The 25,807-nt window shown below is 57.1% G+C and carries 24 protein-coding genes; 12 read left to right on the top strand and 12 right to left on the bottom strand.

What is annotated here, in order from left to right; translation table 11 throughout:
* Positions 1-8 precede the first annotated feature (8 nt).
* Positions 9-599, top strand: a complete 591-nt coding sequence (locus AC2FLA_RS17305) for an HD domain-containing protein (protein WP_496723860.1) — start codon at positions 9-11, stop codon at positions 597-599.
* On the opposite strand, the gene speB is transcribed toward AC2FLA_RS17305, so the two are convergent.
* The 10 genes from speB to AC2FLA_RS17255 form a co-directional block, all read right to left on the bottom strand.
* Positions 596-1,438, bottom strand: coding sequence for an agmatinase (gene speB, locus AC2FLA_RS17300; RefSeq protein WP_496723858.1), 843 nt, complete (start codon positions 1,436-1,438; stop codon positions 596-598). The two genes, AC2FLA_RS17305 and speB, sit on opposite strands and share 4 nt — an antisense overlap.
* Entirely contained in the window at positions 1,435-2,604 is a 1,170-nt protein-coding gene (gene nspC, locus AC2FLA_RS17295; RefSeq protein WP_496723856.1) for a carboxynorspermidine decarboxylase, read from the bottom strand. Before nspC ends, speB begins: the two co-directional genes overlap by 4 nt.
* Positions 2,605-2,679: 75 nt before the next feature.
* Positions 2,680-3,903, bottom strand: a complete 1,224-nt coding sequence (locus AC2FLA_RS17290; RefSeq protein WP_496723854.1) for a saccharopine dehydrogenase family protein — start codon at positions 3,901-3,903, stop codon at positions 2,680-2,682.
* A gap of 22 nt (positions 3,904-3,925) precedes the next feature.
* Positions 3,926-5,815, bottom strand: a complete 1,890-nt coding sequence (gene speA / locus AC2FLA_RS17285; protein ID WP_496723852.1) for a biosynthetic arginine decarboxylase — start codon at positions 5,813-5,815, stop codon at positions 3,926-3,928.
* A 101-nt stretch (positions 5,816-5,916) separates the two neighbouring features.
* A complete protein-coding gene (locus AC2FLA_RS17280; protein WP_496723850.1) occupies positions 5,917-7,002 on the bottom strand; it encodes a DUF1513 domain-containing protein in 1,086 nt (361 codons plus the stop codon).
* Between the two features lie 3 nt (positions 7,003-7,005).
* Positions 7,006-8,016 carry an imelysin family protein gene (locus tag AC2FLA_RS17275; RefSeq protein ID WP_496723848.1) on the bottom strand — a complete coding sequence of 337 codons (1,011 nt, stop codon included), beginning with the start codon at positions 8,014-8,016 and terminating at the stop codon, positions 7,006-7,008.
* A 3-nt stretch (positions 8,017-8,019) separates the two neighbouring features.
* Positions 8,020-9,567: a di-heme oxidoreductase family protein gene (locus AC2FLA_RS17270; RefSeq protein ID WP_496723846.1), complete on the bottom strand. Its 1,548-nt coding sequence runs from the start codon at positions 9,565-9,567 to the stop codon at positions 8,020-8,022.
* On the bottom strand, positions 9,527-10,012 hold the full coding sequence (gene bfr, locus AC2FLA_RS17265) for a bacterioferritin (RefSeq protein ID WP_496723844.1): 486 nt from the start codon (positions 10,010-10,012) through the stop codon (positions 9,527-9,529). Before bfr ends, AC2FLA_RS17270 begins: the two co-directional genes overlap by 41 nt.
* The gene (locus AC2FLA_RS17260) at positions 9,960-10,253 is read right to left on the bottom strand and encodes a (2Fe-2S)-binding protein (RefSeq protein ID WP_082649388.1); all 294 of its coding nucleotides are present in this window, start codon (positions 10,251-10,253) and stop codon (positions 9,960-9,962) included. The genes bfr and AC2FLA_RS17260 overlap by 53 nt, the downstream gene beginning before the upstream one ends.
* Positions 10,254-10,394: 141 nt before the next feature.
* Positions 10,395-11,663, bottom strand: coding sequence for an imelysin family protein (locus AC2FLA_RS17255; protein WP_496723842.1), 1,269 nt, complete (start codon positions 11,661-11,663; stop codon positions 10,395-10,397).
* Between the two features lie 230 nt (positions 11,664-11,893).
* On the opposite strand from AC2FLA_RS17255, the gene AC2FLA_RS17250 reads away from it, so the two are divergent.
* Positions 11,894-12,421, top strand: a complete 528-nt coding sequence (locus AC2FLA_RS17250; protein WP_496723840.1) for a ZrgA family zinc uptake protein — start codon at positions 11,894-11,896, stop codon at positions 12,419-12,421.
* A gap of 107 nt (positions 12,422-12,528) precedes the next feature.
* On the opposite strand, the gene glyA is transcribed toward AC2FLA_RS17250, so the two are convergent.
* The gene (gene glyA / locus AC2FLA_RS17245; RefSeq protein WP_496723838.1) at positions 12,529-13,836 is read right to left on the bottom strand and encodes a serine hydroxymethyltransferase; all 1,308 of its coding nucleotides are present in this window, start codon (positions 13,834-13,836) and stop codon (positions 12,529-12,531) included.
* 97 nt (positions 13,837-13,933) lie between these two features.
* Between glyA and AC2FLA_RS17240 the strand changes: the two genes are divergently transcribed.
* Positions 13,934-14,803 carry a LysR family transcriptional regulator gene (locus AC2FLA_RS17240; protein WP_496723836.1) on the top strand — a complete coding sequence of 290 codons (870 nt, stop codon included), beginning with the start codon at positions 13,934-13,936 and terminating at the stop codon, positions 14,801-14,803.
* Positions 14,804-15,056: 253 nt separating this feature from the next.
* Here AC2FLA_RS17240 and AC2FLA_RS17235 read toward each other — a convergent pair whose 3' ends face one another.
* Positions 15,057-15,710, bottom strand: coding sequence for a GntR family transcriptional regulator (locus AC2FLA_RS17235; protein ID WP_496723834.1), 654 nt, complete (start codon positions 15,708-15,710; stop codon positions 15,057-15,059).
* Positions 15,711-15,784: 74 nt separating this feature from the next.
* Between AC2FLA_RS17235 and AC2FLA_RS17230 the strand changes: the two genes are divergently transcribed.
* The 9 genes from AC2FLA_RS17230 (at position 15,785) to AC2FLA_RS17190 (ending at position 25,761) form a co-directional block, all read left to right on the top strand.
* The gene (locus AC2FLA_RS17230; protein WP_496723832.1) at positions 15,785-17,002 is read left to right on the top strand and encodes a Gfo/Idh/MocA family protein; all 1,218 of its coding nucleotides are present in this window, start codon (positions 15,785-15,787) and stop codon (positions 17,000-17,002) included.
* Between the two features lie 101 nt (positions 17,003-17,103).
* Positions 17,104-18,114 carry a sialic acid TRAP transporter substrate-binding protein SiaP gene (locus AC2FLA_RS17225; RefSeq protein WP_496723830.1) on the top strand — a complete coding sequence of 337 codons (1,011 nt, stop codon included), beginning with the start codon at positions 17,104-17,106 and terminating at the stop codon, positions 18,112-18,114.
* A 30-nt stretch (positions 18,115-18,144) separates the two neighbouring features.
* Entirely contained in the window at positions 18,145-18,720 is a 576-nt protein-coding gene (locus AC2FLA_RS17220; protein WP_496723828.1) for a TRAP transporter small permease, read from the top strand.
* Positions 18,717-20,012, top strand: coding sequence for a TRAP transporter large permease (locus AC2FLA_RS17215; protein ID WP_496723825.1), 1,296 nt, complete (start codon positions 18,717-18,719; stop codon positions 20,010-20,012). The genes AC2FLA_RS17220 and AC2FLA_RS17215 overlap by 4 nt, the downstream gene beginning before the upstream one ends.
* Positions 20,012-21,904 (top strand): bifunctional sugar phosphate isomerase/epimerase/4-hydroxyphenylpyruvate dioxygenase family protein, encoded by a 1,893-nt coding sequence (locus AC2FLA_RS17210; protein ID WP_496723823.1) that lies wholly within the window; start codon positions 20,012-20,014, stop codon positions 21,902-21,904. The genes AC2FLA_RS17215 and AC2FLA_RS17210 overlap by 1 nt, the downstream gene beginning before the upstream one ends.
* A gap of 17 nt (positions 21,905-21,921) precedes the next feature.
* Complete coding sequence (locus AC2FLA_RS17205) at positions 21,922-22,737, top strand: citryl-CoA lyase (protein WP_496723958.1); 816 nt, start codon at positions 21,922-21,924, stop codon at positions 22,735-22,737.
* Positions 22,727-23,914: a Gfo/Idh/MocA family protein gene (locus AC2FLA_RS17200; RefSeq protein ID WP_496723821.1), complete on the top strand. Its 1,188-nt coding sequence runs from the start codon at positions 22,727-22,729 to the stop codon at positions 23,912-23,914. Before AC2FLA_RS17205 ends, AC2FLA_RS17200 begins: the two co-directional genes overlap by 11 nt.
* Entirely contained in the window at positions 23,904-24,578 is a 675-nt protein-coding gene (locus AC2FLA_RS17195) for a hypothetical protein (protein ID WP_496723819.1), read from the top strand. Before AC2FLA_RS17200 ends, AC2FLA_RS17195 begins: the two co-directional genes overlap by 11 nt.
* Positions 24,571-25,761 (top strand): Gfo/Idh/MocA family protein, encoded by a 1,191-nt coding sequence (locus AC2FLA_RS17190; RefSeq protein WP_496723817.1) that lies wholly within the window; start codon positions 24,571-24,573, stop codon positions 25,759-25,761. The genes AC2FLA_RS17195 and AC2FLA_RS17190 overlap by 8 nt, the downstream gene beginning before the upstream one ends.
* Positions 25,762-25,807: the final 46 nt, after the last annotated feature.

Below are 25,807 nucleotides of genomic sequence, written 5' to 3'. Positions count from 1 at the left end.
GAAACATCATGCTGGACAAAAGCCACAAACCCACCTGGACCAGTTTTGAAGAGGCGACCAAAGCCGATTGGGATGCTGTCATGGAGTATGAAGAGGCGTTCAACGCCGCCCTTCCTGATCGTATTCTGGATGCGATCCGTTCCCTGGACGAGGCGTGGACCCCATACCCGGTCAATCGTTACCAGCACAGCCTTCAGGCCGCGACGCGTGCCTATGAGGACGGTGCAGATGAAGAACTGGTGGTCGCGGCCCTGATCCATGACACCGGAGATATTTTGTCACCGTATAACCATGGTGAGCTGTCGGCAGCGATGATGAAACCTTATGTCAGCGAGAAAACCCACTGGATATTGAAACACCACTGCGTGTTCCAAGGCTATTACTACAATCACCACCTGGGCGGTGATCGCAACGCCCGCGACAAGTACCGTGACAGCCCCTATTGGGAGGACTGCCGTTACTTCTGCCATGAATACGATCAGAAGGCGTTTGATCCCAAGTATCCGACCAAACCGCTTGAGTTCTTTGAACCCATGCTGCGTCGCGTCCTGAACAAGGGCGAAGGCCATATGGAACTGAACGAAACGTCCGAGGGTTAACAGGCAGCCATCAGGCGATAGACTATCTGCGCGGCGGTGAAGTCCCAGGCGGCATTGCCGTTCGGGGCCAGTTCCACCACGTCGAAGCCTACGCATTTGCGGCCTTTCAGGGTGTGTTCTACCAGCCGCAGAGCCTGATAATACCCCAAACCACCGGGCACCGGAGTTCCCGTGGCGGGCATGATCGCCGGGTCCAGTCCGTCGACGTCGAAACTGACATAGACCAGCTCGGGAAAATCCTCTGGCAGGTCGACGGCGTGGATGTTGCCGGTGACCAGATCTTCTGCATCAACGTGGAAGACGTGGTTCTTCAAGCGACTTTGCGCTTCTTCGGTCGAAAAGGCGCGCACGCCGAACTGAGCCAATCGAACGCCTTCCTCGGCCAGCAGATGCATGACTGAGGCATGGCTGTGTTTTTCGCCCTGATAGGCGTTGCGCAGGTCAGCATGGGCGTCGATCTGAACAATGCCAATGGGTTGACCCAATGCACGCGCCACGCCCATCACCGCGCCATAGCTGAGGGAATGCTCTCCGCCCAAAGTCACTGGAACCCTGCCAGCGCGAACAGCGGCTTCGGTGCGCTGGGCAAGGCGCTCCATAATCTCGGACAGGGCGGCGTCGCAATCCACTGGTTCTTCGGTGAAAATCCCCTCGACGCATGGCTCGGCATGTCCGGTAATGCGTTCCAGCTCATTGCTGGCCTCGATGATGGCATCAGGCCCTTTGGCCGTGCCCGAGCCGTAAGAGACCGTGCGCTCCAGCGGCACCGGGATCACGCGAAAACGGGCATCTTCGGTGCGCTCAAATGCGGTCAGTTCACTGTCGAGGAAAATGCTCATGAAAGTCTGTCCTTAAAGTCGTCATAGCCGAACTGCTTGATGATCTTCAGCTCGTCCGTTTCGCTATTCCACAGGGCAATGGTGGGCAGCGGTACGCCGTTGAACGTATTGGTCTTGACCATCGAATAGTGGGCCTGATCCAGGAAGGCAAAGCGTTGGCCGATTTCCAGTGACTGATCCCATGTGTAATCCCCGATCACATCACCGGCCAGACAGGAGGGGCCGCCCAGACGATAGGTGTGGCCTGCTTCGGCCTCATCCATCAGGGCGGGACGATAGGGGGCTTCGATCACGTCAGGCATGTGGCAGGTTGCGGAGATATCGGTGATTGCAAGGTTCTTGCCATTGGTGGGCAGGTCGAGGATTTCGCCGACCAAGATACCTGCGTCCAGAGCGACCGCCTCACCGGGTTCGAGATAGACATCGATGCCGTATGTCTCGCGGATGTCCCGGATGAAAGCCACCAGCCCATCGCGGTCATAGTCGTCGCGCGTGATATGATGGCCGCCTCCAAAGTTCAGCCATTTGAGTTGGCCAAGGAAGGGCTTGAGTCTTGGTAGGACGGCTTCCCAAGTGCGTTGCAATGGCGCGAACCCTTGTTCGCAGAGCGTGTGCATGTGCAGGCCATCAACCCCGGTCAGTTCGTCGGTCGTCAACTGACTGATTGGGGTGCCAAGGCGAGAGCAGGGCGCACAGGGGTCATATTTTGGGATCTCGCCTTCGGAATGCTCCGGGTTGATGCGCAGACCGACCTGAACGCCAGCGTTCCGAGCTTTGGCAAGAAACCGGTCCTTTTGCGCTGGTGAGTTGAATATGATGTGATCGGACAACGACAGAATTTCATCGACGTCCGCGTCCTTGTACCCGGCGCAGAAGGTCGCGACCTCGCCACCATATTCTTCGCGACCCAACCGTGCTTCGAAAATGCCGGACGCGCATGTGCCGCCTAGATGTTGGCGGACAAGTGGGGCGAGCGAGAACATCGAGAATGCCTTGAGCGCGCTCAGCACATGTGCGCCGGATCGGGTTCCAATATCGGCGAGAATGGTCAGGTTCCGCTCGACGGCCTTTTCATCAACCACGAAGCAGGGGCTTGGCACGCGGCTCAGGTCAAAACTGCGAAAGGCTCCGGCGTCTCCGGCCTGTGTGGTCATCATGTCGGACATGTCCGGCGCCTCCGAATTGTGGAGAGGCCGGGGGCTCTGCCCCCGGACCCCCGGAGTATTTTGGAAAAGATGAAGTTAGAACTTGACCGGACCGTCGAGCTCGTGGACCTGCCATGGCAAGCCGTGTTCGTTCAGCATATCCATGAAGTTGTCCGGATCCAGCTGTTCCATGTTCCATACGCCCGGCTCGGACCAGTTGCCTTTCAGCACCTGCGCCGCACCGATCATGGCGGGGACGCCGGTGGTATAGCTGACCGCTTGGCTGCCGACCTCGGCATAGCATTCCTCGTGGTCGCAGATGTTGTAGATGTAATAGGTCTTCTCGCCCGAGCCGTCCTTGGCCTGACCCGTGGCGATGTCGCCGATGCAGGCTTTGCCCTTGGTTTCGGCACCCAGATCGCCGGGATCGGGCAGCAGAGTTTTCAGGAACTGGATTGGAATGATTTCCTTGCCGTCATGCATCACCGGGTCGATGCGGGTCATGCCGACATTTTCCAGCACCTTGGCATGGGTGATGTAGGCGTCGCCGAAGGTCATCCAGAAGCGGGCGCGCTCAATCTCGGGGAAGTGGGTCGTAAGCGACTCCAATTCCTCGTGGTACATCTGATACATGTTTTTCTGGCCGATGGCGGGGAAATCGTATTCGACTTTTGTGGTCATCGCCGGGCTGGTATGCCATGCGCCGTTTTCCCAGTGGCGCACTTCGGCCAGCACTTCGCGCAGGTTGATTTCCGGGTTGAAATTGGTGGCAAATTCCTGATCGTTCGAGCCGCCGTTGGCATCCAGCACATCGATCTGGCGGATGGTGTCCAGCTTGTGTTTCTTCAGCCATTTAGCGAAGACGCTGGTTACACCCGGATCGAAGCCCGAGCCGAGGATGGCGGTCAGGCCAGCCTCTTTGAACCGGTCCTGATAGGCCCATTGCCAATGGTATTCGAACTTGGCCACGTCTTCGGGTTCATAGTTCGCAGTGTCGAGATAATGAATGTCCGCCTCAAGACACGCATCCATCAGCACCAGATCCTGATAGGGCAGGGCGAGGTTCACCAGCAGTTCGGCCCCGGTTTCCTTGATCAGCTTGACGGTATCTTCTACCTTGTAGGCGTCCAGCTCGGCGGTGGCGATGTCAACGCCGACACGCTCTTTCACTGCCTTGGCGATGGCGTCGCATTTCGATTTCGTGCGGCTGGCCAGAGTGATTTCGGTAAAGATGTCCGAATTCATTGCCATCTTGTGCACGGCCGCGTGCGATACGCCGCCTGCGCCGACAACCAGTGTTTTGCCACTCAAAGTTCCCATGGGGGTCATCTCCTTTCTGGAGTTATTCGTAATAGGTGTAGCCGTTGATGGAGTCGCGATAGGCGCTCATCAGGGTTTTGCGGTCCTTAGCCATCAGAGTACCGGTCGAGATCGCCTCGTCCACCATTTTGCGGAACGCGGCGACACAATCGTTGGGGTCGAACTCGACATACGACAGAACCTGGCTGATCGTGTCGCCCTCTTGCTCGTGCAGCAGGTCAAAGCCGCCGTCCGCGCGCAGGTCGATGGTGACGACATTGGTGTCGCCGAACAGGTTGTGCAGATCGCCCAGAGTTTCCTGATAGGCACCGACGAAGAAGACGCCCATGAGGTATTCCTGATCCTCAGGCAGGGAATGCACCGGCAGGCTGGGCGAGACGCCGTCGGCCAGTATGAACTGGTCGATCTTGCCGTCGCTGTCGCAGGTGATGTCCGACAGCACCGCGCGACGATCTGGCGTCTCGTTCAGGCCCTGCAACGGCACGATAGGGTGCAGTTGGTCAATGGCCCAGACATCAGGTAACGACTGGAACAACGAGAAGTTGCAGTGATAGATATCGGCCACTTTCTCAAGCTGATCATCCACATCCGTGTCCAGATCATCGCTTGCGGCCAGCGCCTTGAGACGGGCCATCAGCGACAGGTAGATCCGTTCGGCGCGGGCCATCTGGCGCAGGTCCACATAGCCGCGGCGGAACAGCGCGCGCAGTTCGTTTCGGTAGAAATTCGCGTCGTTCCAGCATTCCTGCAGGCGGTCGCTGCTGAGATAGCCGTTGATTGCCGCCAGATCTGAGACCAGATGGTGATCGTCCGCTTCGACCTCGGGGCCGTTGGGCGCATCGTAAAGCGTGCTTTCCAGCACGTTAAACACCAGCATCGATGATGTCGCCACCACGGCGCGGCCGCTTTCGGTAACCAGCGTGGGATGGTTCACCTCTGCCTCATCCATCGCATAGGCGACGGTTTCCACGACATTGGCGCAATATTCCTCGACCGTGTAGTTGATCGAGTTCTCGGCGGCCTTCTTCTCACCTGTGTAGTCCACGCCCATGCCACCGCCGAGATCCAGATGGGTAAGCGGCACGCCCTCGCGCGTCAGTTCGGTGTAATACCGGCAGGCTTCGCCCACCGCGCGGCGCACATCGTTGACGTCCTGCACCTGCGAACCAAGGTGTGAGTGCTGTAGTTTCAGGCAATGCAGCAGGCCCGCCGCTTTCAGCTTATCCACCGTGGCGACCAGCTGATCAGTGTTCATGCCAAAGGCCGATCGGTCGCCCGAGCTTTCTTCCCACTTGCCACTGATTTGGTTGGTCAGTTTGACCCGCACGCCGATCAGGGGTTCGATGCCCAGTTCGTTATAGACCTGGATGACTGTGTCAGCCTCTTTCGGGCTTTCCAGAACAATGACCGTGTTGAACCCGATCTTGCGGCTGAGGATGGCCAACTGAATGAACTCGGCATCCTTGACGCCGTTGCAGACAATCAGCGCCTCGCTGGCCAGACGATGCGCCAAGGCCACCACCAGTTCAGGCTTTGACCCGGCCTCAAGTCCATAATTGTATTTCTTGCCGAACTCGACAATCCGGTCGACCACCTGCGCTTGCTGGTTCACCTTGATCGGGAAGACACCGCGATAGCTGCCCTTGTAGCCGGTGCGTGCAATCGCATCGCGAAAGCTCTCGTTAATGTGGACAATCTCGTGTTCCAGATAAGAACTGACGCGCAGGATCATCGGCGCTTTGATGCCGCGTTCGTCCAGATCGCTTAGAATGCCGGGAAGGCTGATCGCCTCGGCCTCGGGTGCCATGGGATTGCGCAGACCGATTTCGCCCTGCTCCGTCACCTCAATGAGACCTTTGCCCCATTTCTCAACTCCGTAGATGGAATGCGGTGCGTCGGGCGTGTGTTTCAATCAAGTCAGTCCTTTTAAGTCAGGGTGCCAGTTTCGCGCCCGCCAATACGGCAGCTATATGATTCTTCCAAGTGTAATCTATGAGGCGGAATTTTCCGAATTCATGCAGCTGTGCGAATTGGGATCAAATGGTTGTCCCATTGGCAATCAGCCCGGTTGGATATTTGGGCCTTGTTTGTGGACAAATGCCCGATGACTCCAGTCCCGGTTGTGAACACAAACCCGTTTGATGCGGTGCCAAGGCCACAAACATCCTCGTTCAGGAAGACGCCATCAAGCTGTCCGTCCGCGACCCGAAAACGATGCATAGCATTGCCGCGGGGGCAGGTTATAGCGACCGCTTCGCCGTCACCTGAAAAGGCGACGCTGCCGGCATAGCCTTGCAGCGTGCTTTGGGCCGCGTCGGGGGCGCTAATCAGTCGAGGGTTTTCACCACGGCGATGCAGGCCCAGCAGGGGTGGGTGTTGCGATGTATCGCCCTGCCATTGCATTGCGAACCCGACCAGACTGTCGGATCGAACGGCCAGGTGGCGGATCGAGTTCTTGTGCAAGGCTTGTGGCAGCTCTACCTGCTCTAGAACCGCCCCGTTTTGGTCCAGGTAGGACAGGCGCGGTTGCATCACCGGCAGGTTGAGCTTGGTTCTTCCGGTTTCAGGGTGGGTCTCGATCCCGCCATTTGCCACAACCAATGTCCGATCATCTGGCATCAGACGCATGTCATGGGGACCGACACCGCCCGAAGCGAACTCGCCAATTCGTGTGTAGCCATCCGTGTTCCAGACACCAATCACGCCCTGACCGGTCTCAAAATCGTTTTCAGTGGTGAACAGCCGTGTACCATCGGTTGAGAACACGCCGTGGCCATAGAAATGGCGGTCTTTGGGGGCCTCCAACAAAGCGGTCTGGGTGCCCGTCTCGCAGTCGATGATGAGTGCAAATGTTCCCGGGCGGCGTGCAAAGGCCACCGCCAGCGCATGGTGGGGATGCGCTGCTGCTGCGTGCCCGCGTGCGGGCAATGGCAGGGAAAACAGGATGTCGCCGCCCGCGTCCATCCCGGCCAGCCGATAAGTCCCATCCGGGAACAGCGCCGCGGCCAGGTAGTCCGGCGCACCGACAGCAGACCATCCACGCATGGGGGCAACGCTGGCGGCAGCCAGCCCGGCAAGGAAGCGTCGACGGTTGGTCATGATTTAGTCCCCGTCCAGCGAGTTGAACCCGGCATTGATGCCTAACGTCGGGCCAAGCTCGGTGGAGGCAATGACGCGGATATCGTTGATGGATTGCTGTAATGCTTCAAGGCGGAACCGTCCCTGCTGGGTTGCCACCCCAGAAAATGCCGGATCGTCCAGTGACTGCGCCCGGTCGATCGCGGCGGCGAATGCGCCGTCCAGATCTGCTGCGATGTCCGGATTATCTGCCGACAGGCGCGCGGCAAGGTCGCGCAAGGCGGTCAGAGACAGCTGCACATGGCGCAGTGAACGCTCCGAACGCCGGGCCTCGGCGCGTTTTGGGCGGGGGCGGTCGAAACTTCCCATTGGGCGACCAAGGCGGGTTTCGGCGGTGAATTCCAGACCAGTTGTCAGGGCTTTATAAAGCTCTTGCATGGCTTCGTCTTCCGACCGGTATGGGCTGTTTTCGCCCGGGTTTGCCAATGCGGGCGCATAGCCTACCCAATCCGCGTCAATTGCCATCGCGTTGCGGTTAATATCTGCGGTTATGGCCTGCATCAGCGCGCAGCGATACTCGGCGCTGCCCAGATCGGTGAACCGTGGATCGTAGAGCATCAGTTCCAGCGCGAAAAAACCGCGTCCGGCTACGGAGGTTTCCGCAAAGGCATCCTGGGATTGAATGGCTGTATCCTCAGCAGCGATCAGGCCGGACAGGGCTTTGGGCGTAAAGCCCTTGGTGTCGGGCCAAAACGCCAATGCAAACGCGCGGTCTTCTGCCTCAGATGGGCCAAAGCGCAGATGACTGACTGAAATCCAGTCGTCAAACGCCGCGTGGTAAGCAGTGCGCAGCTGGACCGAGGTTGGGTTGCAATCTGTCTGCGCTGCCTCGGCCAATGCATCGGTGGTCTCCGTCAGTCTGGCATAGCCGGGCAGGATGTGCGCCTCGATGGCGTCGGACAGGATCGGGCCGCGCTCTTGCGCATAGGCGCTAAGCGGCAATGTCAGGGAAAGGGCAAGTACGAAGGCGCGCATGGGTCAAAGGCTTTCTAGAAAACGGATAAGGGCATCGCGGTCGGGTTTTGGCATCTCGACGACAGCGTCACGCGCTGCCTGCGCCTCACCGCCGTGCCACAGGATCGCCTCAAGCAACGACTGCGCGCGCCCGTCATGCAGAAACTGCGTATGTCCTGACACCTGCTGGGTCATGCCAATCCCCCAAAGCGGTGGCGTACGCCATTCACGACCCGTGGCGCGCGCCTCGGGTCTGCTGTCGGCCAGCCCTTCGCCCATGTCATGCAGCAGTAGGTCCGTGTAAGGCCAAATCAGCTGAAAACTATGCTCGGGGCGGTCTTCCATACGATGCGTCACGAATGAGGGCGTGTGGCACGATGCACACCCGGTGTCGTAGAACACCTGCTTGCCGCGCAACACCTGAGGATCGTCCATATCGCGGCGGGCCGGAACACCCAGATTTTGGCTGTAGAAGGCGACCAGATCCATGCCGACCTGATCAATTTCGAAGGTCCGGTCGTCGCCATCACCATGCGGCGCGTTCACGCAATTGACCTGCAAAGTGGTGCAGTCACCATGCGGAGCCGGGTAGAGCGGGCTGGAAATGCCGATATCCCCGGCAAAGGCCGCTGCGGATTGCTCCATGATCGTGGGCATGCCTGCTTTGTGGCCAAACCGGCCCATCATCGGCGCGCCGTATTCGATCGCCCATACGATGTTGGGGCGGCCGGAAATCCCGTCGCCATCCTCATCTTCGGGGTCCGCATTCGCCATCAGGTCTTCAACTGGGATCGCCTCAAGCAGTCCCAGGCCAATCATCTGCGGGGCCACGCGCGGGCTGATCATGGCGTCGGGGTGCAGCGGGCCATAACCCAGATCCGCAGCCTCGTAGGTCGGGCGGCGCAAGGTGATGGTTTCACCATCAGCCAACGTGACGGGAACGTCCTCGTAAGTGATATCCAGCCTGTATTCCGCCGGGTGGCCGGGCAGGGCCAGATCCTGCATCTGCCCGCCGTAATTCGGCTCGGGCAAGGTGGCGATGTAGTCTTCGATTTCGGCGTATCCGTCTTCGGGTGTGCCAGGGATGGACACGCGCAGGAACATCGAAATCGCGTTGTCATCTGGCCCGTTTGGCGTATGCCCGCGCCCGTCTTTGACGTGGCAGCGCTGACAGGATCGTGCGTTATAAAGCGGCCCCAACCCATCCGAGGCCAGTGTAGATGACGGAGAAGACACCCAGATTTTCTTGAACAGCCCGTTACCGACTTTGAAGTCCAGCTCCTGCTCGAAACTCAGGTTGCCTGAGGGCTGCGAAAACGCATCTGCGTCGGTGCGCGCGCGGACAGTTGCGGCACCACCGGGCAACTCTTCAAAGCGCTGCGGCGCGCTGAAATCGTCAGGTGCGGCGGTAACCCGCGCAATCCTCGCTTGTTCGTCTTCGGTTCTGGGAAGGTAGTTCAGGTGAAGATCCCGCAGCTCTGCCGACAGGGATTGGGTGGCTGCAAGGGCGGCCACCGTCACCAGCGACAGCTTATGCGCCTTCGTCCATTTTCGATGCGTTGAGTTGCGCATAATTGGCTTCGCCAATCCTTTCGTACAGGTCCAGCTGCGTTTCGAGGAAATCGATATGCCCTTCCTCATCCACCAGCAATCTTTCAAACAGAGACATAGTGACGTAGTCGCCAGCGCTCTGACAGTATTCGCGCGCTTCCTTGTACAAGGCCCGGGCGTCGAGGTCTGCCGCCAGATCGCATTCCAGCGTCTCTTTTGGTGTCTGGCCAATGCGCAAAGGATCAAGCTGTTGCAGATTCGGGTGACCACCCAGGAAAATGACTCTCTCGATCAGCTTGTCCGCGTGCCCCATTTCTTCGATGGATTCTTCGCGGCTTTTCTTGGCCATGTGGCCGAGGCCCCAATCCTCTTGCAGGCGGTAATGCAGCCAAAATTGGCTGACCGCTGTCAGTTCATGCCGCAGAGATTTGTTGAGATATTCTATGACCTTGGGGTCGCCCTTCATCTGCATTCTCCTGTGTTACCTCGCTGCGAAGTGCGCGAAGCTGCATCGGGACCTCCAACTTATCGCTGGAGCGCATCGAGTCTAGGAAAAGCGGCATGCACCCGCCACAATCTGCTGATTTTCCAAGGGCATGGTAGATTTTACCAGGGGTAATGACCGCGTAAGGATCAGACGTGCGCATCCAGTCGATAGCTGCGCGGATATCGTGATCCGAGATGTTTGTGCAGTGGCATACGATCATAGCAATCAGGGCTCTGAGTTGTATTTCTTACGGTATTAGTAAGTTAATTTGGAAACGTCCAGAGGCAACAGATCAAAGGTACCTCACAAGATTTGGAGGCGGCGTGCACCTGCCGCCTCCCTTGGGTGTAGGCCCGGTGTTTTAGTGGAAAACCGCGTCTGGGTTGTCCAGGCTGTCCGAACCTTCGAACGCGATTTGGTCAAGTTCCAAGACGGTCACAATGCGCTCGATCGTCTTGGTCTGATCGACCAGTCCGTTTACGCCGCCCATGATCAGCACTTCGCCGCCCTCGTTGCCGCGTTCCAGCATCTGGTCATAGGCAAAACCGGCTTCCGCGGTTGATTTCAGACGTCCCAGCGCCTGCATGGTGTTGGCCAGTTTCACCTTCATCTCGGCATCCAGAGATGGGTCGCTGGCGATCACCAGATCAGACAAGGATGCGCCGCTGACCGGGGTGCCGTCGATACGGGTGTAGCTGCCGAGATAGACGTTCTGAACACCCAGACCATCGTAGTAGTGGCTGTTGTGGGTGTTGTCCGAGAAGCAATCATGCTCTTCTTCGGGGTCGTTCAGCATCAGGCCCAGACGCATACGTTCACCGGCCTGCTCGCCGTAGGACAGCGAACCCATGCCGGTCAGAATGGCGCTGACGCCAGCGGTTTCGTCGGCCGTCAGGGCTGCGCGTGCTTTGCCGCCTTCAGCCCACTGTGCTGCCATCCATTCCAGATCGCTGACCAGCAGGTCGGTTGCCGCGCTCAGGTATTGTGCACGGCGGTCGCAGTTGCTGTTGGTGCAGTCGTCACCCTGAACGTAATCGGTATACGGACGGTCGCCTGCGCCCGCGCCATGGCCGTTCAGATCCTGGCCCCACAGCAGGAATTCGATTGCGTGGTAGCCTGTGGCAACGTTTGCCTCGATCCCGTCGGCTTCGTGCAGGGTTTCGCCCAGCAATTCCGGAGTGATTTCGCTGGCGTCGATGGTTTTGCCCGACAGTTCAAAGCTGGGGTTGGCGATGACATTCAGCGCGGCGAACTCGTTCTCGTCAGTCGGACCGCCATAGGCTGCGTCCACATAGTCGATCAGCCCTTCGTCCAGCGGCCATGCGTTTACTTTGCCTTCCCAGTCGTCGACGATTGCGTTGCCGAAACGGTAAACCTCGGTCTGCTGGTAAGGAACACGTGCGGCAACCCAAGCGGCGCGTGCTGCGTTGAGTGTGGCGTCTGACGGATCATCGATCAGCGCGTTTACGGCGGCCTGTAGCGACTTTGCCGCGATCAGGCTGTCTTCATATTTGGCTTCGGCGATGTTTGCGTAGGTGGTCAGAACGTCGATCTTCGCGGGGGCGTCCGCAAAAGCTGCAGTTGCGATCCCAAGGGTCAATACGCTGGTGGCGGCAAAAAAATTGGTCATGGAGGTGACACTTTCCTGTCAAAAAACTCACTAGCGCCGCCTCAGCGACGCGCATGCGCCAAAAACTGAGTGAATTAGTAAGTTAAGTCAACCCGAGTCTTATTGTCAGAAATAAATGCCGCACCCTTTCCCCATAATTAGCGGGGTAGGTGGGCCGAAGCCGCGATTGCACGGGGTTTTAATCACATTAGAATGGACTATGTGATTCCTTGTTGGGTGGTGTTTTGTTTATGAAATGTGCAGCCATTGCTTTGATGCTGACTCCGGCGATTGTTCTATCGCAGGTGCAAGGCCCTGCCCACGAACATGGTACGGGATATGTGGATATCGCCTTTTCTGATCAGGCATTTACTTTGTCCCTCAACGTGCCTTCTGCAGACATCATCGATTTTGCAGGCCCGGCCGAAACCGATGACGATCGCGCGCAGGTGGCGGTTGCGGTCTCAGACCTGTCTAAACCTTTGGGCTTGTTTGTGCTGCCGGAAGAGGCCGGATGCGTTACCGCGTCAGCCAATGTCACCCTTACGGGTGAGGGATTGGGGCAGGACAATACCAACGAGTCTGCTGATCAAGTTCAACATAGCGACTTTCTGGCCGACTACCTGATTCAGTGCCAGGATATTACAGCGCTGGTGAATATTCGGTTTGCGTATTTCGAGCGGTTCGAAAATGCCCAGAAGTTGATTTTGCAGGTGACCCGATCCGGTCAAACCCGAACGTATGAGATAACTCGGAACCAACCGGATCTGGCAATGTGAAATGCCAAAACGCGGGCCATAACGGACGGCCCGCGCCCATATAAGATGCACAAGGCGCAAACATGCGGTTCGATCCGCCAGCACCATGGACGACACCCAATGTGCTGTCAGTGCACGAAATGCAGTTCTGAAAAACTCTGCCGCCACTCTGCAACCTCGGCGGCGATATTCGGGCCCTCCAATCCAGAGGTGATCAATGCCGCCAACCGATCAGCGTCCTGCGACGTCATCCCCCATCTGACCAGTTCAGGCGTCCCGAACCGAAGGCCGTTCATGTCCCCTTTTACTTCGGGTGCAGGCAGTCCAATTCCGCAAGCAAGAAACCCGGCGCGGCGCAGCGTTTTGGACGCCGCTTGCCCGCCGCCGTAAGATTCTGCCAACACAGCAAACTGGTGTGAGTTGGTAAACCCTTCCCGACCCGCAAAGACGGGAACGCCACGAGCGTCCAATCGTTCTGCGAGCGCTTGCGCCATCGAGATCATTTCGGCCGCGTATTGTTGGCCGAAGTCGCGCCAGTCCAGCATTGTTATGGCCAACGCTGCGGACTTGGCCGCGTCGAAGTTGGCCGTCATGCCCGGAAAGGCAATCGCGTCGAGCTTTTGCGCAATCTCCGCGTCATTGGAGACGATCAAACCACCGGCGGGGCCGCCCAGGCTTTTGTAGGTGCTCATCGTCATGAAATGCGCGCCCTCGGCCAGTGGATTGCTCCACGCTTTGCCTGCGATGATCCCGCATTGATGGGCGGCGTCGAACATGACCTTGGCCCCGATATCGTCAGCGATCTGCCGGACCTCTTTTACGGGGTGTTCGAACAGATTGAGGCTGCCCCCGATGGTGATCAGCTTGGGCCGTTCTTTTAGAGCCAATGCGCGTAACTGATCCAGATTGACGGTATAACCGTCAGCATCCGTCGGCGCCTCGATCGTGCGCAGACCAAAGAGACCGGCACATCCCGCTAAGTGATGGGTCACGTGCCCACCGATCGAGGCTGGCGGCGCAATTATTGTATCGCCAGGTTTGCAGGTGGCCATAAAACCATAAAGGTTGGCAATCGCGCCCGACGGCACCCGGATTTCGGCGAATTTGGCATCAAAGACCTCGGCGCAGAGCTGGGCAGTGATCACTTCGATCTCTTCAATGGCCTCCAACCCCATCTCATATTTGTCGCCGGGATAGCCCAGCGACGGCCGCGACCCGATGCCCGACGATAACAGGGCTTCGGCCTTAGGGTTCATCACGTTGGTGGCGGGGTTTAGGTTGAAACACTCTCGCTCGTGGATCTCGCGGTTTCGGGTCGCAAGATCATCGATCCGTTTGATCAGCTCATCAGACGTGGTCTGAGATGCCTTAACGGCGATTTGTTGAACCCGAGTTTCGCACTGATCCGGGACCCAGTTTCGGTGTGTGATTGTCATGTCTGTGACCTCCTGCTTGTCACCAGATTGAACAATTGAGGCGACATCGCAAATCAGAATTGATATTTCTTGGCGTAGAAAAACTGAGTCTAAGGCAATGGCTGTTCTCCCAAGACGCCCGAAAGGGCCACCTCTTAACGCACTCCGCGCTTTTGAAGCTGCAGCAAGGCTGGGCAGTTTCGTTGCTGCGGCCGAAGAGTTGAGCGTCACACCCGGCGCGATTTCTCAACACATCAAAACGATTGAGGCTTGGGCGGACGTGCCGCTGTTCCGGCGAAACGCGCAAGGAGTTGAGCTGACCGTGCCCGGGCGTCGGCTGGCCGGTGATTTCACCCTGGCCTTCGATCAGCTTGCCGCCGCAACGCAGAACCTGCGGAACCTGAGCCCGAGCGTTGAGATCCATATCGCCGCTCTGCCTTCGGTCGCGCAACTTTGGCTGCCGGCGCGTTTGGGGCGAATCCGAAACACGTGGCCGGACATGAAGTTCTCGGTAACGGCCATGGAAACGACACCTCGCCTGTCGCGTGATCTGTTTGATCTTTCGGTCTTCATTTCCGAACCTGATGGGGCGGCTGATCAAGTTGTAGTCGCGGAGGACGTCATTTTCCCGGTTTGCGCGCCAGAACTGGTCGAGAGTTTCGACTTTGAATCCACGCCGCTGCTGCACGATCAGACATGGCATGATGATTGGCGATTATGGTCCGAGGAGACGGGGACAATTATCAGCGATCCTACCAAGGGGCCGAAATATTCGCTGTATGGTCTTGCAGTCGAAGAGGCCAAGTCCGGGGCCGGTGCCTTGATGGCACATGGATGTTTGATCGGGCCTGCGCTGAAGGCCGGGCATTTGGTGCGTGTATCAGCGCAGGCCTGCGAAACAGGCCGGTCGGTGGTGATAAACCTTCCGCACCCGTCAAGGCGACGTGTGGAGCTTGATGAAATAGTTGAGCTGTTGCAGGAAGATTAGCGGCGAGGGGACCAATGATTATTGCCCGCAAAAAGTAAAAGAATTTTGCTAGGACGGGTTCGGAGGTCCGATTTGGATGCGAACCTCACACAATAGCCCTTGTAAAATATGGGCCCCTAGACCTTCGAGGGGTAAACGGAACGGTCAGATTTACCTGCGGCATATTGGTTGGAGATTTCGATCTGAGAAGTTTGGGGCTTCATGCCGTTGCCCACATTTGATGACCGCCGTAATTGCAGCAAGGGGGAATGATCTACATTGCCTCCAAAGTGTGGGCGAGGCCGTTTCGGATGTGATCTTCCAACAGCTTCTTGGCCGTGCCCGCGTCCCTGGTCAATGCGGCGTCGAACATTCCCTTGTGCTCCTTAACCGCATCTTCGCCACGATAGGTCAGTACGAGCATCTGATACCGCAGATATTTATCGTAGATGATCGAATGCAGAGACAGAAGGTTCTTGGAGTTGCAGGCCGCGATCATCGCTTGATGGAACTCCCAATCATACCGCTTCCAAGTCTCTTTCTCGGACTCGTCACCCTTGAGAAGCTGCTGTTCCATAAGATGAAGCTTGTGGTGTGCTGCAACAAGGTTGCCTTCCCAATCCGTGTCGCCGTTCGCAATGGACAACTCCAGCGCGTGGCATTCCAACAGGACTCGCAGCTCTGAAATCTCGGTCAGATCTTCGCGCGAGACCGGCGTAACCAGGAAGCCCCGTTGCTCAGGGGCTTCGACAAATCCGTCGCTGGCAAGCCTGTTGAGGGTTTCACGAAGCGTCGAAAGGCTTGCCGAGTAGCGTTCCTTCAAGGCGTCCAGCTTCAGTTTGGAGCCAGGCTGCAACTCTCCGAAAATGATATCCCGCTTGATGCGCTGATAGGTGCTTGCACCAATCGTAGACGGCTGTTTCGCCATGCGTTTCACCCGATATTCTTAGTTTCTTCGTTCATTTAGCATTTTTCGTAGACGTCAGCAATCCAAACCGATGTATGGTAAAAATAAAAATACCATACATTATTGTGGAATCGGCAAAACGCCAATACGGTCGTGGTCAAGTTGGGCAATGCAGCCCGGTCGCAATTTTCGGTTTCGGGATTTTTCCGGACCCTCCGGAAGGAAGCAAAGTGTCAATGAACTTTCGCATAGCCATTGTTGGCATTGGCCTTGTAGGACGTCGTCACGCAGACGCTATCCGAGCGTTGCGTCATGTCGATCTTGTTGCAGTTGTCGATCCCAGCGACGAAGGCCGTGCGTACGCTGTTGAGCACGGGGTAGCACACTTCGAAACCCTCGAGGAAATGTTCGCAAGTCAGACGCCGGACGGTGCTGTACTTGCGACCCCGACGACGCTTCATGTGCAACAAGGCCTCACGTGTGTTCGACATGGGTGTGCCGTACTGGTCGAAAAACCGATCGCCGTGGAAGCTGCTGCAGCACTTGAGCTTGTCGAAGAAGCGGAGAAGGCCAATGTGCCGCTAATGGTCGGACATCATCGTCGGCACAATCCTCTGATTAAGTCAGCTAAGGAAGCCATCGTAAAAGGGAAGATTGGAGATGTTCGCGCGGTCCACGCAAACTGCTGGTTTTACAAACCCGACACGTATTTTGAGGCCGCGCCGTGGCGCATGAAACCCGGTGCGGGGCCCATCTCGGTCAATCTTGTCCATGATGTCGATCTCCTGCGGTATCTGGCCGGCGAGGTTGTGACCGTACAGGCGCAGTCAGCTGCATCGAAGCGCGGTTATGACAATGAAGACGTTGCCGGGGCATTGTTGACGTTCGAAGGCGGAGCGATTGGGACAATAAGCGTGTCCGACAGCATCGTTGCTCCGTGGAGCTGGGAGATGACCTCTCAGGAATATCCAATCTATCCATCGACTACTGAGAGTAGTTACATGATTGGTGGCTCTCATGGGTCGTTATCCGTCCCCGATCTTCGACTTTGGGGCTACCAAGATGAGCAGAGGGACTGGTGGACACCAATCTCGTCAACGGCTCTAAAGAAGGGTGCCTCGGACCCATTGGTCAATCAACTCAGGCACTTCGTTGAAGTGGCTCGGCACGACGCGGAACCAATTGTGTCGGGGTGGGAAGGCCTGAGAACACTTCAAGTCATTGAAGCTATTCAAAATTCCTGCCGAACTGGAGAGACCGTCCGGATAGAAAGTCTTCAACAAAATTCGAAAACGGAGGCGGCGGTAATATAAAATATCAGATATTTTGCAAAAAATCTTGCAAAATGGTCAAAATAGGTCAAAACTCGGAATCGTCAAAAAGGAAGCATCATGATGTCTCAGGGAGGAGCAAAGTGATTACAAAATTTACCCGACGGGCTGCAGTATCAGCCCTGGTCGCAACCGGTGTACTGATTAGCGCAACAAGTGGGGCGCTGGCGGAAGACAAAGTACAACTACGCCTCGCAACATCAGGATCGGACACCGATCAGCGTTCGGTCGCAATGGCCGAAGTTTTCGCGCCCATGGTCGCCGATTTCGCAAGCTATGAACCCAGCTATAACGGTACCATCTTCGCTCAGGGCACTGAGTTGGACGCTCTCAGCCGGGGCAACCTGGAGATGTCGATCACTTCGGCGCAGGAACTGGCACAGTTCTTCCCCGAGTTTTCGATCTTTACCGCAGGCTATGTCCATCAGGACGCCGCGCATCAGGTGGCCGTTTTCAACGACCCATTGATGGATGCCTTCAAGCAAAAGGCCGAAGAGGAACTGGGCGTAAAACTCCTGTCAGTCATGTATCTGGGCCGACGTCAGGTGAACCTGCGCCAGCCAAAGGATGAGCTGACAATTGCGACGCCCGCCGATCTGGAAGGTGTGAACCTGCGGATGCCGGGCACCGATGCGTGGCAGTTCCTTGGCAAGGCACTGGGTGCTGCCCCGACACCAATGGCATTCTCCGAAGTTTATACGGCATTATCGACCGGTGCCGTTGACGGTCAGGACAATCCGCTGCCGACCGTGGTTGATGCCAAATTCTACGAAGTGACTAATCAGATCGTACTGACATCGCACTTGGTTGATTTGAACTATATCGCCATTGGCAAACAAGTTTGGGATGGGCTGACACCCGAACAGCAGGCCAAGGTTCAGGAAGCTGCTGACGCGGCAGCTGAATCGGGTCGCCAGAAGCAGCTGCAAAAAGAAGAAGACCTAGTCAGTTTCCTCAAAGAACAGGGCATGGAAATCTACGAACCCGACCTCGCCGCGTTCCGCGATCAGGTACAGTCGATGTATCTGGACAGCGAATTCGCGGGCGCTTGGCCGGAAGGCGTGCTCGAGCAGATCAACACTCTGGGCAACTAAATCTGAGTAGCGAAGGGAGGGAGAACCACAATGAAAGCCTTCATCAAGGGGTTCTCCCGACTGACCGAAGCAATTGCCGGCGGGATGCTGGCGGCAATCTTCCTGATTTTCCTTCTACAAATCCTGCTGCGGTATTTCTTTACCCCCGCAGGATGGACCCTGGAACTGATCGGTATCTTGTGGGTCTGGGTGATCTTCTTCAGTTGCGCCTTCATCGTGCGCGAGCGGGATCACGTAAAATTCGACATTATCTATCTTTCGGTCCCGATGCGGGTGCGCCAGATCTTTGCGATGCTGGCAGCCGCGGCAATCGTGGTCGGGATGCTCTACAGTTTCCTGCCGACGTGGGACTACATCGACTGGATGAAAATCCGCAAGACATCGACTGTCCGCAATCCGTTCTCGGGTGAGAAGATACCGCTGCGGACCGTGTTCTCGATTTATGTCGTGTTCATGCTTGTTGTGGCGGCGCGCTACGGGTGGCTGTTCTTTGACATCATGCGCAACGGGCCGCCAAAAACCGAACTTGAAATGGTCGTGGGATTTAACGTGGTCGACGACCATCCCCGTGTCGATGTGGAAGACGACGAGGACGCTGACAAATGAGTTTTGAACTTCTTTCCTGCCTGCTCGCTCTCTTTCTTCTGGCAGGCATCGGGACACCTATCGGCTATTCCATCCTCTTGGCCTCATTAGTGTACCTGGGCACGGCCGGACTGGACGTCGCCCTCGCGGGCGAGAAGATCCTGCAAGGCTTCTACAAAAGCACGATCCTGCTTGCCGTGCCTTTGTTCATCGTCGCTGCGAATATCATGAACGCTGGGTCGATCACGGACCGTCTGTTGAACTTCTGCGTCGCTGCTGTCGGTCGTTTCAAGGGCGGCCTCGGGCACGTAAACGTAGTAGCGTCTCTGATCTTTTCGGGTATGTCCGGTTCGGCCGTCGCGGATGCTGCGGGGATCGGCAAGATCATCATTGAGATGATGACCAAGGATGGCCGCTACAGCCGAGGTTATGCGGCTGCGATTACCGCGGCATCGGCGACGATCGGCCCGATTATTCCGCCTTCGATCCCGATGGTTCTGTATGCGCTGGTCTCAAAGGCGTCTATTGGGTCGCTGTTTCTTGCTGGCATTCTGCCAGGTCTGATCATGGGCATCGTCCTGATGGCGATGAACTACTATCTGGCCGGCAAGCGGAACTTTGCTTTGGAAGAACCTGTTCCACTGCGCGAACTGCCTGCAAAAACCGCCAACGCATTCCCGGCACTGCTGATGCCCGCAATCCTGCTCTACGGCATATATGGGGGCGTCACCACTCCGACCGAGGCTGCCGCCGTAGCTGCATTCTACGCCCTGCTACTGGCAGCGTTGTTCTACCGCGCACTCTCCTTCCGTGGCCTTTATCAAGTCTTCGTTGACAGCGCGCGCTCTTCCGCAGCCGTCGGGGTGGTCATTGGCGGCGCGTTCATTCTGAACTTCATCGTCATTCAGGAACAGATTCCACAGTCGATCTCGGCACTGCTGGAGGGTTCGGATGTCAGCCCGATTGTGTTCCTGATCCTCGTAAACTTGCTGATCCTCGCGCTGGGTTGCGTGTTGGACGCAACGACGATCATTCTGGTGATCGTGCCCCTGTTCATTCCAACCTGCGAAGCGCTCGGCATTGATCTGGTGCATTTCGGAGTGCTGGTCGTCGTGAACTCCATGATCGGTCTGATCACGCCGCCTTATGGCATTCTACTCTTTGTGATCAACGCCGTGACGGACATTCCGCTGCGTGAAATCATCTCGGAAATCTGGGCCTTCCTGGCGGTGCTCATCTTCGCCCTGGTGATCATGATGCTGATGCCTGATCTGGTCCTGTGGTTGCCGCGTATGTTTGGATATCAGGGATAATGTGCCTCTCGGTTTCGACAACGTCGATCCCCGGTGATCTGGCCGAAAAACTGAGTGCCATCGCTGACGCGGGATTCAGGGGTGTCGAATTACACGAACCGGATTTGACCGCTTTTGACGGACCGCCATCGCAAGTCCGCGAAATTGCATCGGACCTCGGCCTGAAGATTTGCCTGCTACAACCCTTCCATAACCTTGAAGGCCAGCCCGATGCCGGACGTGAGCGCGCCTTTGATCGATTGAAGCGCAAACTCAATCTGATGAGCGAGTTGGGAACGGAATTGCTGTTAATCGGATCTGCCTTCGAGGTCGATGCCGCGGCAACCAAAGAACAGGTCATCGCAGATCTTGGCGAGGCGGCCAAGATCGCGAAAGAGATGGGATTGCGTCTGGCCTATATGGGCTTGCCATGGTCGGATCTTATTCATTCGGATGAGCTGGCGTTAGGCGTCGTTGAAGCAATCGACAGCCCTCATTTGGGGCTGGCTTTGAACTCATTCTTCTCGCTCGCTGACGGGTCCAAACCCGCCCGCCTTCGGGACATTCCCGGAGAGCGGTTGTTCCATGTGCAACTGTCCGATGCACCCCGACTTGAGATGGATATTCGCAGGCTCAAACGGCACTTTGGGCTTCTTCCAGGGCTTGGGTCGCTGAACCTTGCGGGCTTCGTACGGGTGTTGTCCCGCGCTGGGTACAAGGGGCCTTGGTCCATTGCGCGTGTCAATGAAGCAGCTCCTCAACCCGGTGGCCGGACACTGGCCCGAGACAGCTACAGGTCGCTGGTGAACCTCCTGGATGAGGTATCTCGGACCGAGCCGGGAACCGATTTTGGCATCCCGGACCTGCCGGAACGCGTCTATGCGTCAGGCTTTGAGTTTGTCGAATTTACTGCCGATGAGATAAGCGGCGCTCAGCTGGCAGATATGCTGTCAGCAATGTGTTTTCGAATGGAACGAAAGCATGTCACCAAGTCCGTCGAATTGTGGCGACAGGGTGCCATAAACATCGTTGTGAATACCGAAAAAGAAGGTTTTGCCCATTCGGCGTTCCTGGGTCACGGCCCCTCCGTTTGTGACATGGGGTTGCGTGTCAAGGATGCGGGTCAGACGGTTCAGCGCGCGACCGCGTTGGGCGCGCCGAATTTCTCACAACCGGTGGGAACAGGGGAACTGGACATCCCGGCCATTCGGGGCGTTGGTGGCAACGTCGTTCATTTCATCGATGAGAAATCCGATCTGCATCGTGTGTGGGACATCGAGTTCGAGCCTGTCGCCAAAACCAAAGCGACCCAACCTGCCGGTCTGCGTCGTATCGACCATCTGGCACAAACGATGCGCCACGATGAGATGCAAAGCTGGCTGCTCTACTACATTTCTACTTTTGAGATGGCGAAGTCGCCAATCGTTAACGTTGCAGACCCGTCCGGCGTCGTGCAAAGCCAAGCCATTGAAAGCCCCGAAGGCGAAGTGCGCCTGAACTTGAACGGGGCCGTTGGGCGCCGAACACTGGCGGCGTCATTCCTTGAAGATGGCTTTGGGGCTGGTGTTCAGCACATTGCCTTTCAATCAGATGATATTTTTGAAACCGCAGCCCAGTTGCTCAAGTCCAACTTTCCCAGCCTGTCCATCCCTGAAAACTACTACGTTGATCTGCAAGCGACATTCGGATTGGATGACGATTTGGTTGCCCAACTACGCCGAGGCAACATTCTCTACGACCGGGCAGCGGGTTCCGAGTATTTTCAGATATTCAGCCGCCCCATCTTTAACGGCTTCTTCTTCGAAATTGTTGAACGCCGCATGGGCTATGCCGGGTATGGCGCGCGTAACGCGCCCATTCGCCTCGCCGCGCAAAGCAAATCCCAGACGCTCAAAGAGGTGCAGACTCAATGACTGTGCTGGATGAAAACATGACAATGGATGAGCGCGCCATTCGCCAATGGTGGCGTACCTCCATCATCGACATGAAGCCCGGTCAGATCGCTTTTCGTGGCAACGCCTTAGAGGACCTGATCGGGAACGTATCTTTCCCGCAGATGATCTGGCTGATGGTGCGGGGCGATCTGCCCAGCGACGCGCAAGCGCGCCTGTTCGAAGCCGCTTTGGTCGCAGGCGTGGATCACGGCCCGCAGGCCCCTTCGATCGCGGCTGCGCGCATGGCGGCCACCTGCGGGGTTGGCCTCAACAACGCGATGGCGACTGCGGTGAACATGCTGGGCGACGTGCATGGTGGGGCAGGAGAGCAGTGCGCAGAGCTGTACTATGATATCGCGGTCCGCATGGATGCCGGAGCTTCGCTGATTGACGCTGTTCGGGATGGCTTGGACAGCTGGCGCGAGACCTACGGCAAGATCGTATCGGGCTTTGGTCACAGGTTTCACAAGCCCGTCGACCCACGTGCACCGCGATTGATGCAACTTGTTCGTGATGCGGCTGCAGAAGGCACAGTTTCTGGCCGGTTTGCCGATATCGGAGAAGAGGTTCAAGCCGAACTCGGTCGTCAACGAGGCGGTCGGCCAATTGCCATGAATATTGACGGCGCGACAGCCGTGATCTTCTGCGAACTTGGCTTTCCTGCGCCCTTGTCGCGGGGGCTATTCTGTCTGTCCCGCTCGGTCGGAATACTCGCCCACGCTTGGGAGCAGATGAACCAGGGCGGTCGAAACAAAGGACCGATGCCCCCGAATTATTTACCCCTCTACGAAGACAGGAATGATGACACGTGAGACATCGAAATCCTTCCGGGTCGGCCTTATCGGCTGTGGTCGTATCAGCGATATCTATCTAAAAACGCTATCCAAATTTTCGGGCATCGAAGTCGCGGCCTGTGCAAGCCTTGATCCTTCTGAAAGCCGCGCCAAAGCGGATCAATACGGCATCGCCAAGGCCTGCACGCCAGATGAAGTGTTTGACGATCCGACGATCGACTGCGTTCTGAATCTGACAATTCCGGCGGCGCATGCCGAAATCAGCCTGCGCGCGTTGGAGGCGGGCAAGCACGTCTATTCCGAAAAGCCGCTGGTTATGAATCGAACGGATGGTAAAGCGATCCTGCACATGGCCTCTGAAAAAGGGTTACTGGTCGGTTGTGCGCCCGACACATTTCTTGGCGGTCGCTGGCAGACCGTTCGGCGCTTGATCGACGAAGGTGCAATTGGCAAACCGACAGGGGTTTTTGCCCATGTCGGTACCCACGGGACAGAACGCCACCATCCCAACCCGGATTTCTACTATAAGGCGGGTGGTGGGCCATTGCTGGACCTTGGGCCGTACTACCTGACCGCCATGATCTGCTGCCTTGGTCCCGTTGACCGGGTTGCCGGAATGGCTCGGCGCACGTTCGACAATAGGATGATCGAAAACGGCCCTCGCAACGGCGAATGGATAGATGTCGAAGTCGACACGCACTCCCTAAGCCTACTTCAGTTCTCATCCGGAGCTATAGGGTCGATGACCATGAGCTTCGACGTCTGGGACAGCGAAACTCCGCGGTTCGAGATATACGGTGAAAACGGCACCATCAGCATTCCTGATCCTGACCCGGTTCATGGTGCCAATATCTTTCAAGGGGATGTCTGGCTGAAAACGCGGGAGACCTCGCGCTGGTCTCATCAGCCTCGTCCAACCGGTCGCGAAGACTGGCAGGTGGTCGAAAACAAACACGGGTTCAATGAAGACAGCCGTGGGCTCGGCCTTTTGGATCTGGCCCTGGCGGCGCAAGAAGGACGCCAACCCCGTGCAAGTGGAGCGCTTGCCTACCATGTTTTCGAGGTCATGGACGCGATCGAACGGGCACCGAAATTTGGCGCCTATCAGACGATAGAAAGCCGTTGCGCGGCTCCGGAGCTTTTGCCGGTCGATTTCCTTAACGATGAAAGGAAGGAATTGGTTCATGCCGATTGAGACACTCGACTTTGTTCAGCCATTCTTTCGCGTCCAGCACATAACTGACGAGCGCAGAATTTCTATCGAGGGTCGCGCCATCGTCCTTAACCTTGGGGGGCGAAATCTCTCTGTCGAGGATCAGACCATTGGACCGCTTTCCTCTGTGATCGTGCAAGACAGCACGCTTAGCGGCGTGGAACGTGCAGTCATTGTCCACGATTTCGACGCCCATGCGGATGACAACGAGTTGTTCGCATGGGTGAAAGATACATGGCCATCTGCTTTTGATGTTCGCCAAGAGGAACGTCTGCGCGGTGTCAGCCACTACATGTCGCCAAAGGTCTTCGTGGGTAACGTTGGACTGACCATGTACCATTCCGGTTCGGTCCCATTGAATGTCGGATTGCACAAGGATCATCCGTTCTGCCCGGTACCGGGGTTTCGCGAAGTGCATACGCAAATCGTAGGCTTTGGCAAAATGCAGCAATGCCGTGAGCGGGATGTTGAAACCCTTTACCTCGAAGAATTCATGGCCCCTGGCACGACGCACAAACCGATGTATGACGCTGAAGGCAACTATCCCTGGCATCAGTACGAGACGATTGCCCCCAGCATTTTCATGGCGGTGGAAATGCTGCCGGAAGGCGCGCGGGTCCCGGACATGGAGATTCAGAATGGCTGAGAGACTTTTACCCGAAGACCTGAACTTTGACGGACCTTTCCCCCGGTTGTCTCGCCGTTTGCGACTGGGCGTTGTTGGCGGAGGACGGATCTCTGTCACGCAAGCAACGGCTGCGCGGATGACCGACCGTTGGGAGGTCACCGCAGGCGCGCTCAGTTCTGACGCTGCGCGCAGCAAGGCGCGTGGGGCCGAGTGGTTTCTGCCGGCCGATCGGTGCTATGCGTCATTCGACGAGATGGCAAAGGCCGAGGCGGCGCGCCTGGATGGTGTGGATGCCGTCATGATCACTACCCCGAACCACGTTCATTTCGAAGCGGCCAAAGCGTTTCTGGAGGCAGGAATTGACGTGCTCTGCGACAAGCCTCTGACCAACGAAGTTGCCGAGGCCGAAGGGCTTGAGAAAATTACCGCGCGCACCGGACACATCTTTGCTGTCGGCTATGCGATGTCGTGTTTTCCAGTAATCCGTCAGGCCAAACAAATCGTGGCGGAAGGCGGCATCGGTAAAATCAACCAAATCCACGTCGAGTTCATGCAAGACTGGATGACGCCCGATGATGTGGCTGATGCACCCCATGTCAAATGGCGGCTGGACCCAAAGATTTCTGGCCCGACCAGCTGTGTCGGCGATATCGGTACCCATGCTGCGCATCTCGCCAGCTTTGTCTCGGGCCTGCCGATGACCGACCTGAGGGCCGAATTCCATGTCTGCGGCGCGCCAAAGCCTTTGGAAGATACGGTGTTCATGTTCACTCGTTACCAAAATGAGGTTCCAGGCACCCTCATGGCAACGCGACTTGCACCCGGAAATCGAGGCGGTTTGCGCTTCCGGATATTCGGGAGCGAAGGAGGCCTCGAGTGGGATTTGGAGAATTCGGAGCAGCTTAAGTTCAATCGGTTTGGTGAGCCAGATCGCATCATCAGCCGAGGTCACGGGCATGGTATCGGCCCCGGCGCGGAACGCCTGATCCGTACCGCGCGCGGCTTCCCCGAGGGGATTATCGAAGCCTGGGCCAACCTCTATACGGAATTTGCTATGGCCGTAGCCGCGCGTCGGGATGGCGTTACCGTTCCGGCCGATTGGCTTACTTATCCAAGCGTAGAACAAGGCGCAGACGGTGTCCGATTCATTGACGCCTCTGTGCGCTCTCACCAGTCCGGAGGGGACTGGGTCACTCTCTAAGGCTCTGCCAACACGAAGGTTAAGCACGCCCGGGCAGTTGCCCGGG

The sequence above is a fragment of the Ruegeria sp. CDSA033 genome, assembly GCF_059612305.1.
This window is presented reverse-complemented; position numbering and strand designations above follow the sequence as displayed.

What these genes read in the sequence shown, in the direction of transcription:
- AC2FLA_RS17305 (WP_496723860.1), top strand. Translation starts at nt 9, where the DNA reads ATGCTGGACAAAAGCCACAAACCCACCTGGACCAGTTTTGAAGAGGCG.
- speB (WP_496723858.1), bottom strand. Translation starts at nt 1,438, where the DNA reads ATGAGCATTTTCCTCGACAGTGAACTGACCGCATTTGAGCGCACCGAA.
- nspC (WP_496723856.1), bottom strand. Translation starts at nt 2,604, where the DNA reads ATGTCCGACATGATGACCACACAGGCCGGAGACGCCGGAGCCTTTCGC.
- AC2FLA_RS17290 (WP_496723854.1), bottom strand. Translation starts at nt 3,903, where the DNA reads ATGGGAACTTTGAGTGGCAAAACACTGGTTGTCGGCGCAGGCGGCGTA.
- AC2FLA_RS17280 (WP_496723850.1), bottom strand. Translation starts at nt 7,002, where the DNA reads ATGACCAACCGTCGACGCTTCCTTGCCGGGCTGGCTGCCGCCAGCGTT.
- AC2FLA_RS17275 (WP_496723848.1), bottom strand. Translation starts at nt 8,016, where the DNA reads ATGCGCGCCTTCGTACTTGCCCTTTCCCTGACATTGCCGCTTAGCGCC.
- AC2FLA_RS17270 (WP_496723846.1), bottom strand. Translation starts at nt 9,567, where the DNA reads ATGCGCAACTCAACGCATCGAAAATGGACGAAGGCGCATAAGCTGTCG.
- bfr (WP_496723844.1), bottom strand. Translation starts at nt 10,012, where the DNA reads ATGAAGGGCGACCCCAAGGTCATAGAATATCTCAACAAATCTCTGCGG.
- AC2FLA_RS17260 (WP_082649388.1), bottom strand. Translation starts at nt 10,253, where the DNA reads ATGATCGTATGCCACTGCACAAACATCTCGGATCACGATATCCGCGCA.
- AC2FLA_RS17255 (WP_496723842.1), bottom strand. Translation starts at nt 11,663, where the DNA reads ATGACCAATTTTTTTGCCGCCACCAGCGTATTGACCCTTGGGATCGCA.
- AC2FLA_RS17250 (WP_496723840.1), top strand. Translation starts at nt 11,894, where the DNA reads ATGAAATGTGCAGCCATTGCTTTGATGCTGACTCCGGCGATTGTTCTA.
- glyA (WP_496723838.1), bottom strand. Translation starts at nt 13,836, where the DNA reads ATGACAATCACACACCGAAACTGGGTCCCGGATCAGTGCGAAACTCGG.
- AC2FLA_RS17240 (WP_496723836.1), top strand. Translation starts at nt 13,934, where the DNA reads ATGGCTGTTCTCCCAAGACGCCCGAAAGGGCCACCTCTTAACGCACTC.
- AC2FLA_RS17235 (WP_496723834.1), bottom strand. Translation starts at nt 15,710, where the DNA reads ATGGCGAAACAGCCGTCTACGATTGGTGCAAGCACCTATCAGCGCATC.
- AC2FLA_RS17230 (WP_496723832.1), top strand. Translation starts at nt 15,785, where the DNA reads ATGGTAAAAATAAAAATACCATACATTATTGTGGAATCGGCAAAACGC.
- AC2FLA_RS17220 (WP_496723828.1), top strand. Translation starts at nt 18,145, where the DNA reads ATGAAAGCCTTCATCAAGGGGTTCTCCCGACTGACCGAAGCAATTGCC.
- AC2FLA_RS17215 (WP_496723825.1), top strand. Translation starts at nt 18,717, where the DNA reads ATGAGTTTTGAACTTCTTTCCTGCCTGCTCGCTCTCTTTCTTCTGGCA.
- AC2FLA_RS17210 (WP_496723823.1), top strand. Translation starts at nt 20,012, where the DNA reads ATGTGCCTCTCGGTTTCGACAACGTCGATCCCCGGTGATCTGGCCGAA.
- AC2FLA_RS17205 (WP_496723958.1), top strand. Translation starts at nt 21,922, where the DNA reads ATGACAATGGATGAGCGCGCCATTCGCCAATGGTGGCGTACCTCCATC.
- AC2FLA_RS17200 (WP_496723821.1), top strand. Translation starts at nt 22,727, where the DNA reads ATGACACGTGAGACATCGAAATCCTTCCGGGTCGGCCTTATCGGCTGT.
- AC2FLA_RS17195 (WP_496723819.1), top strand. Translation starts at nt 23,904, where the DNA reads ATGCCGATTGAGACACTCGACTTTGTTCAGCCATTCTTTCGCGTCCAG.
- AC2FLA_RS17190 (WP_496723817.1), top strand. Translation starts at nt 24,571, where the DNA reads ATGGCTGAGAGACTTTTACCCGAAGACCTGAACTTTGACGGACCTTTC.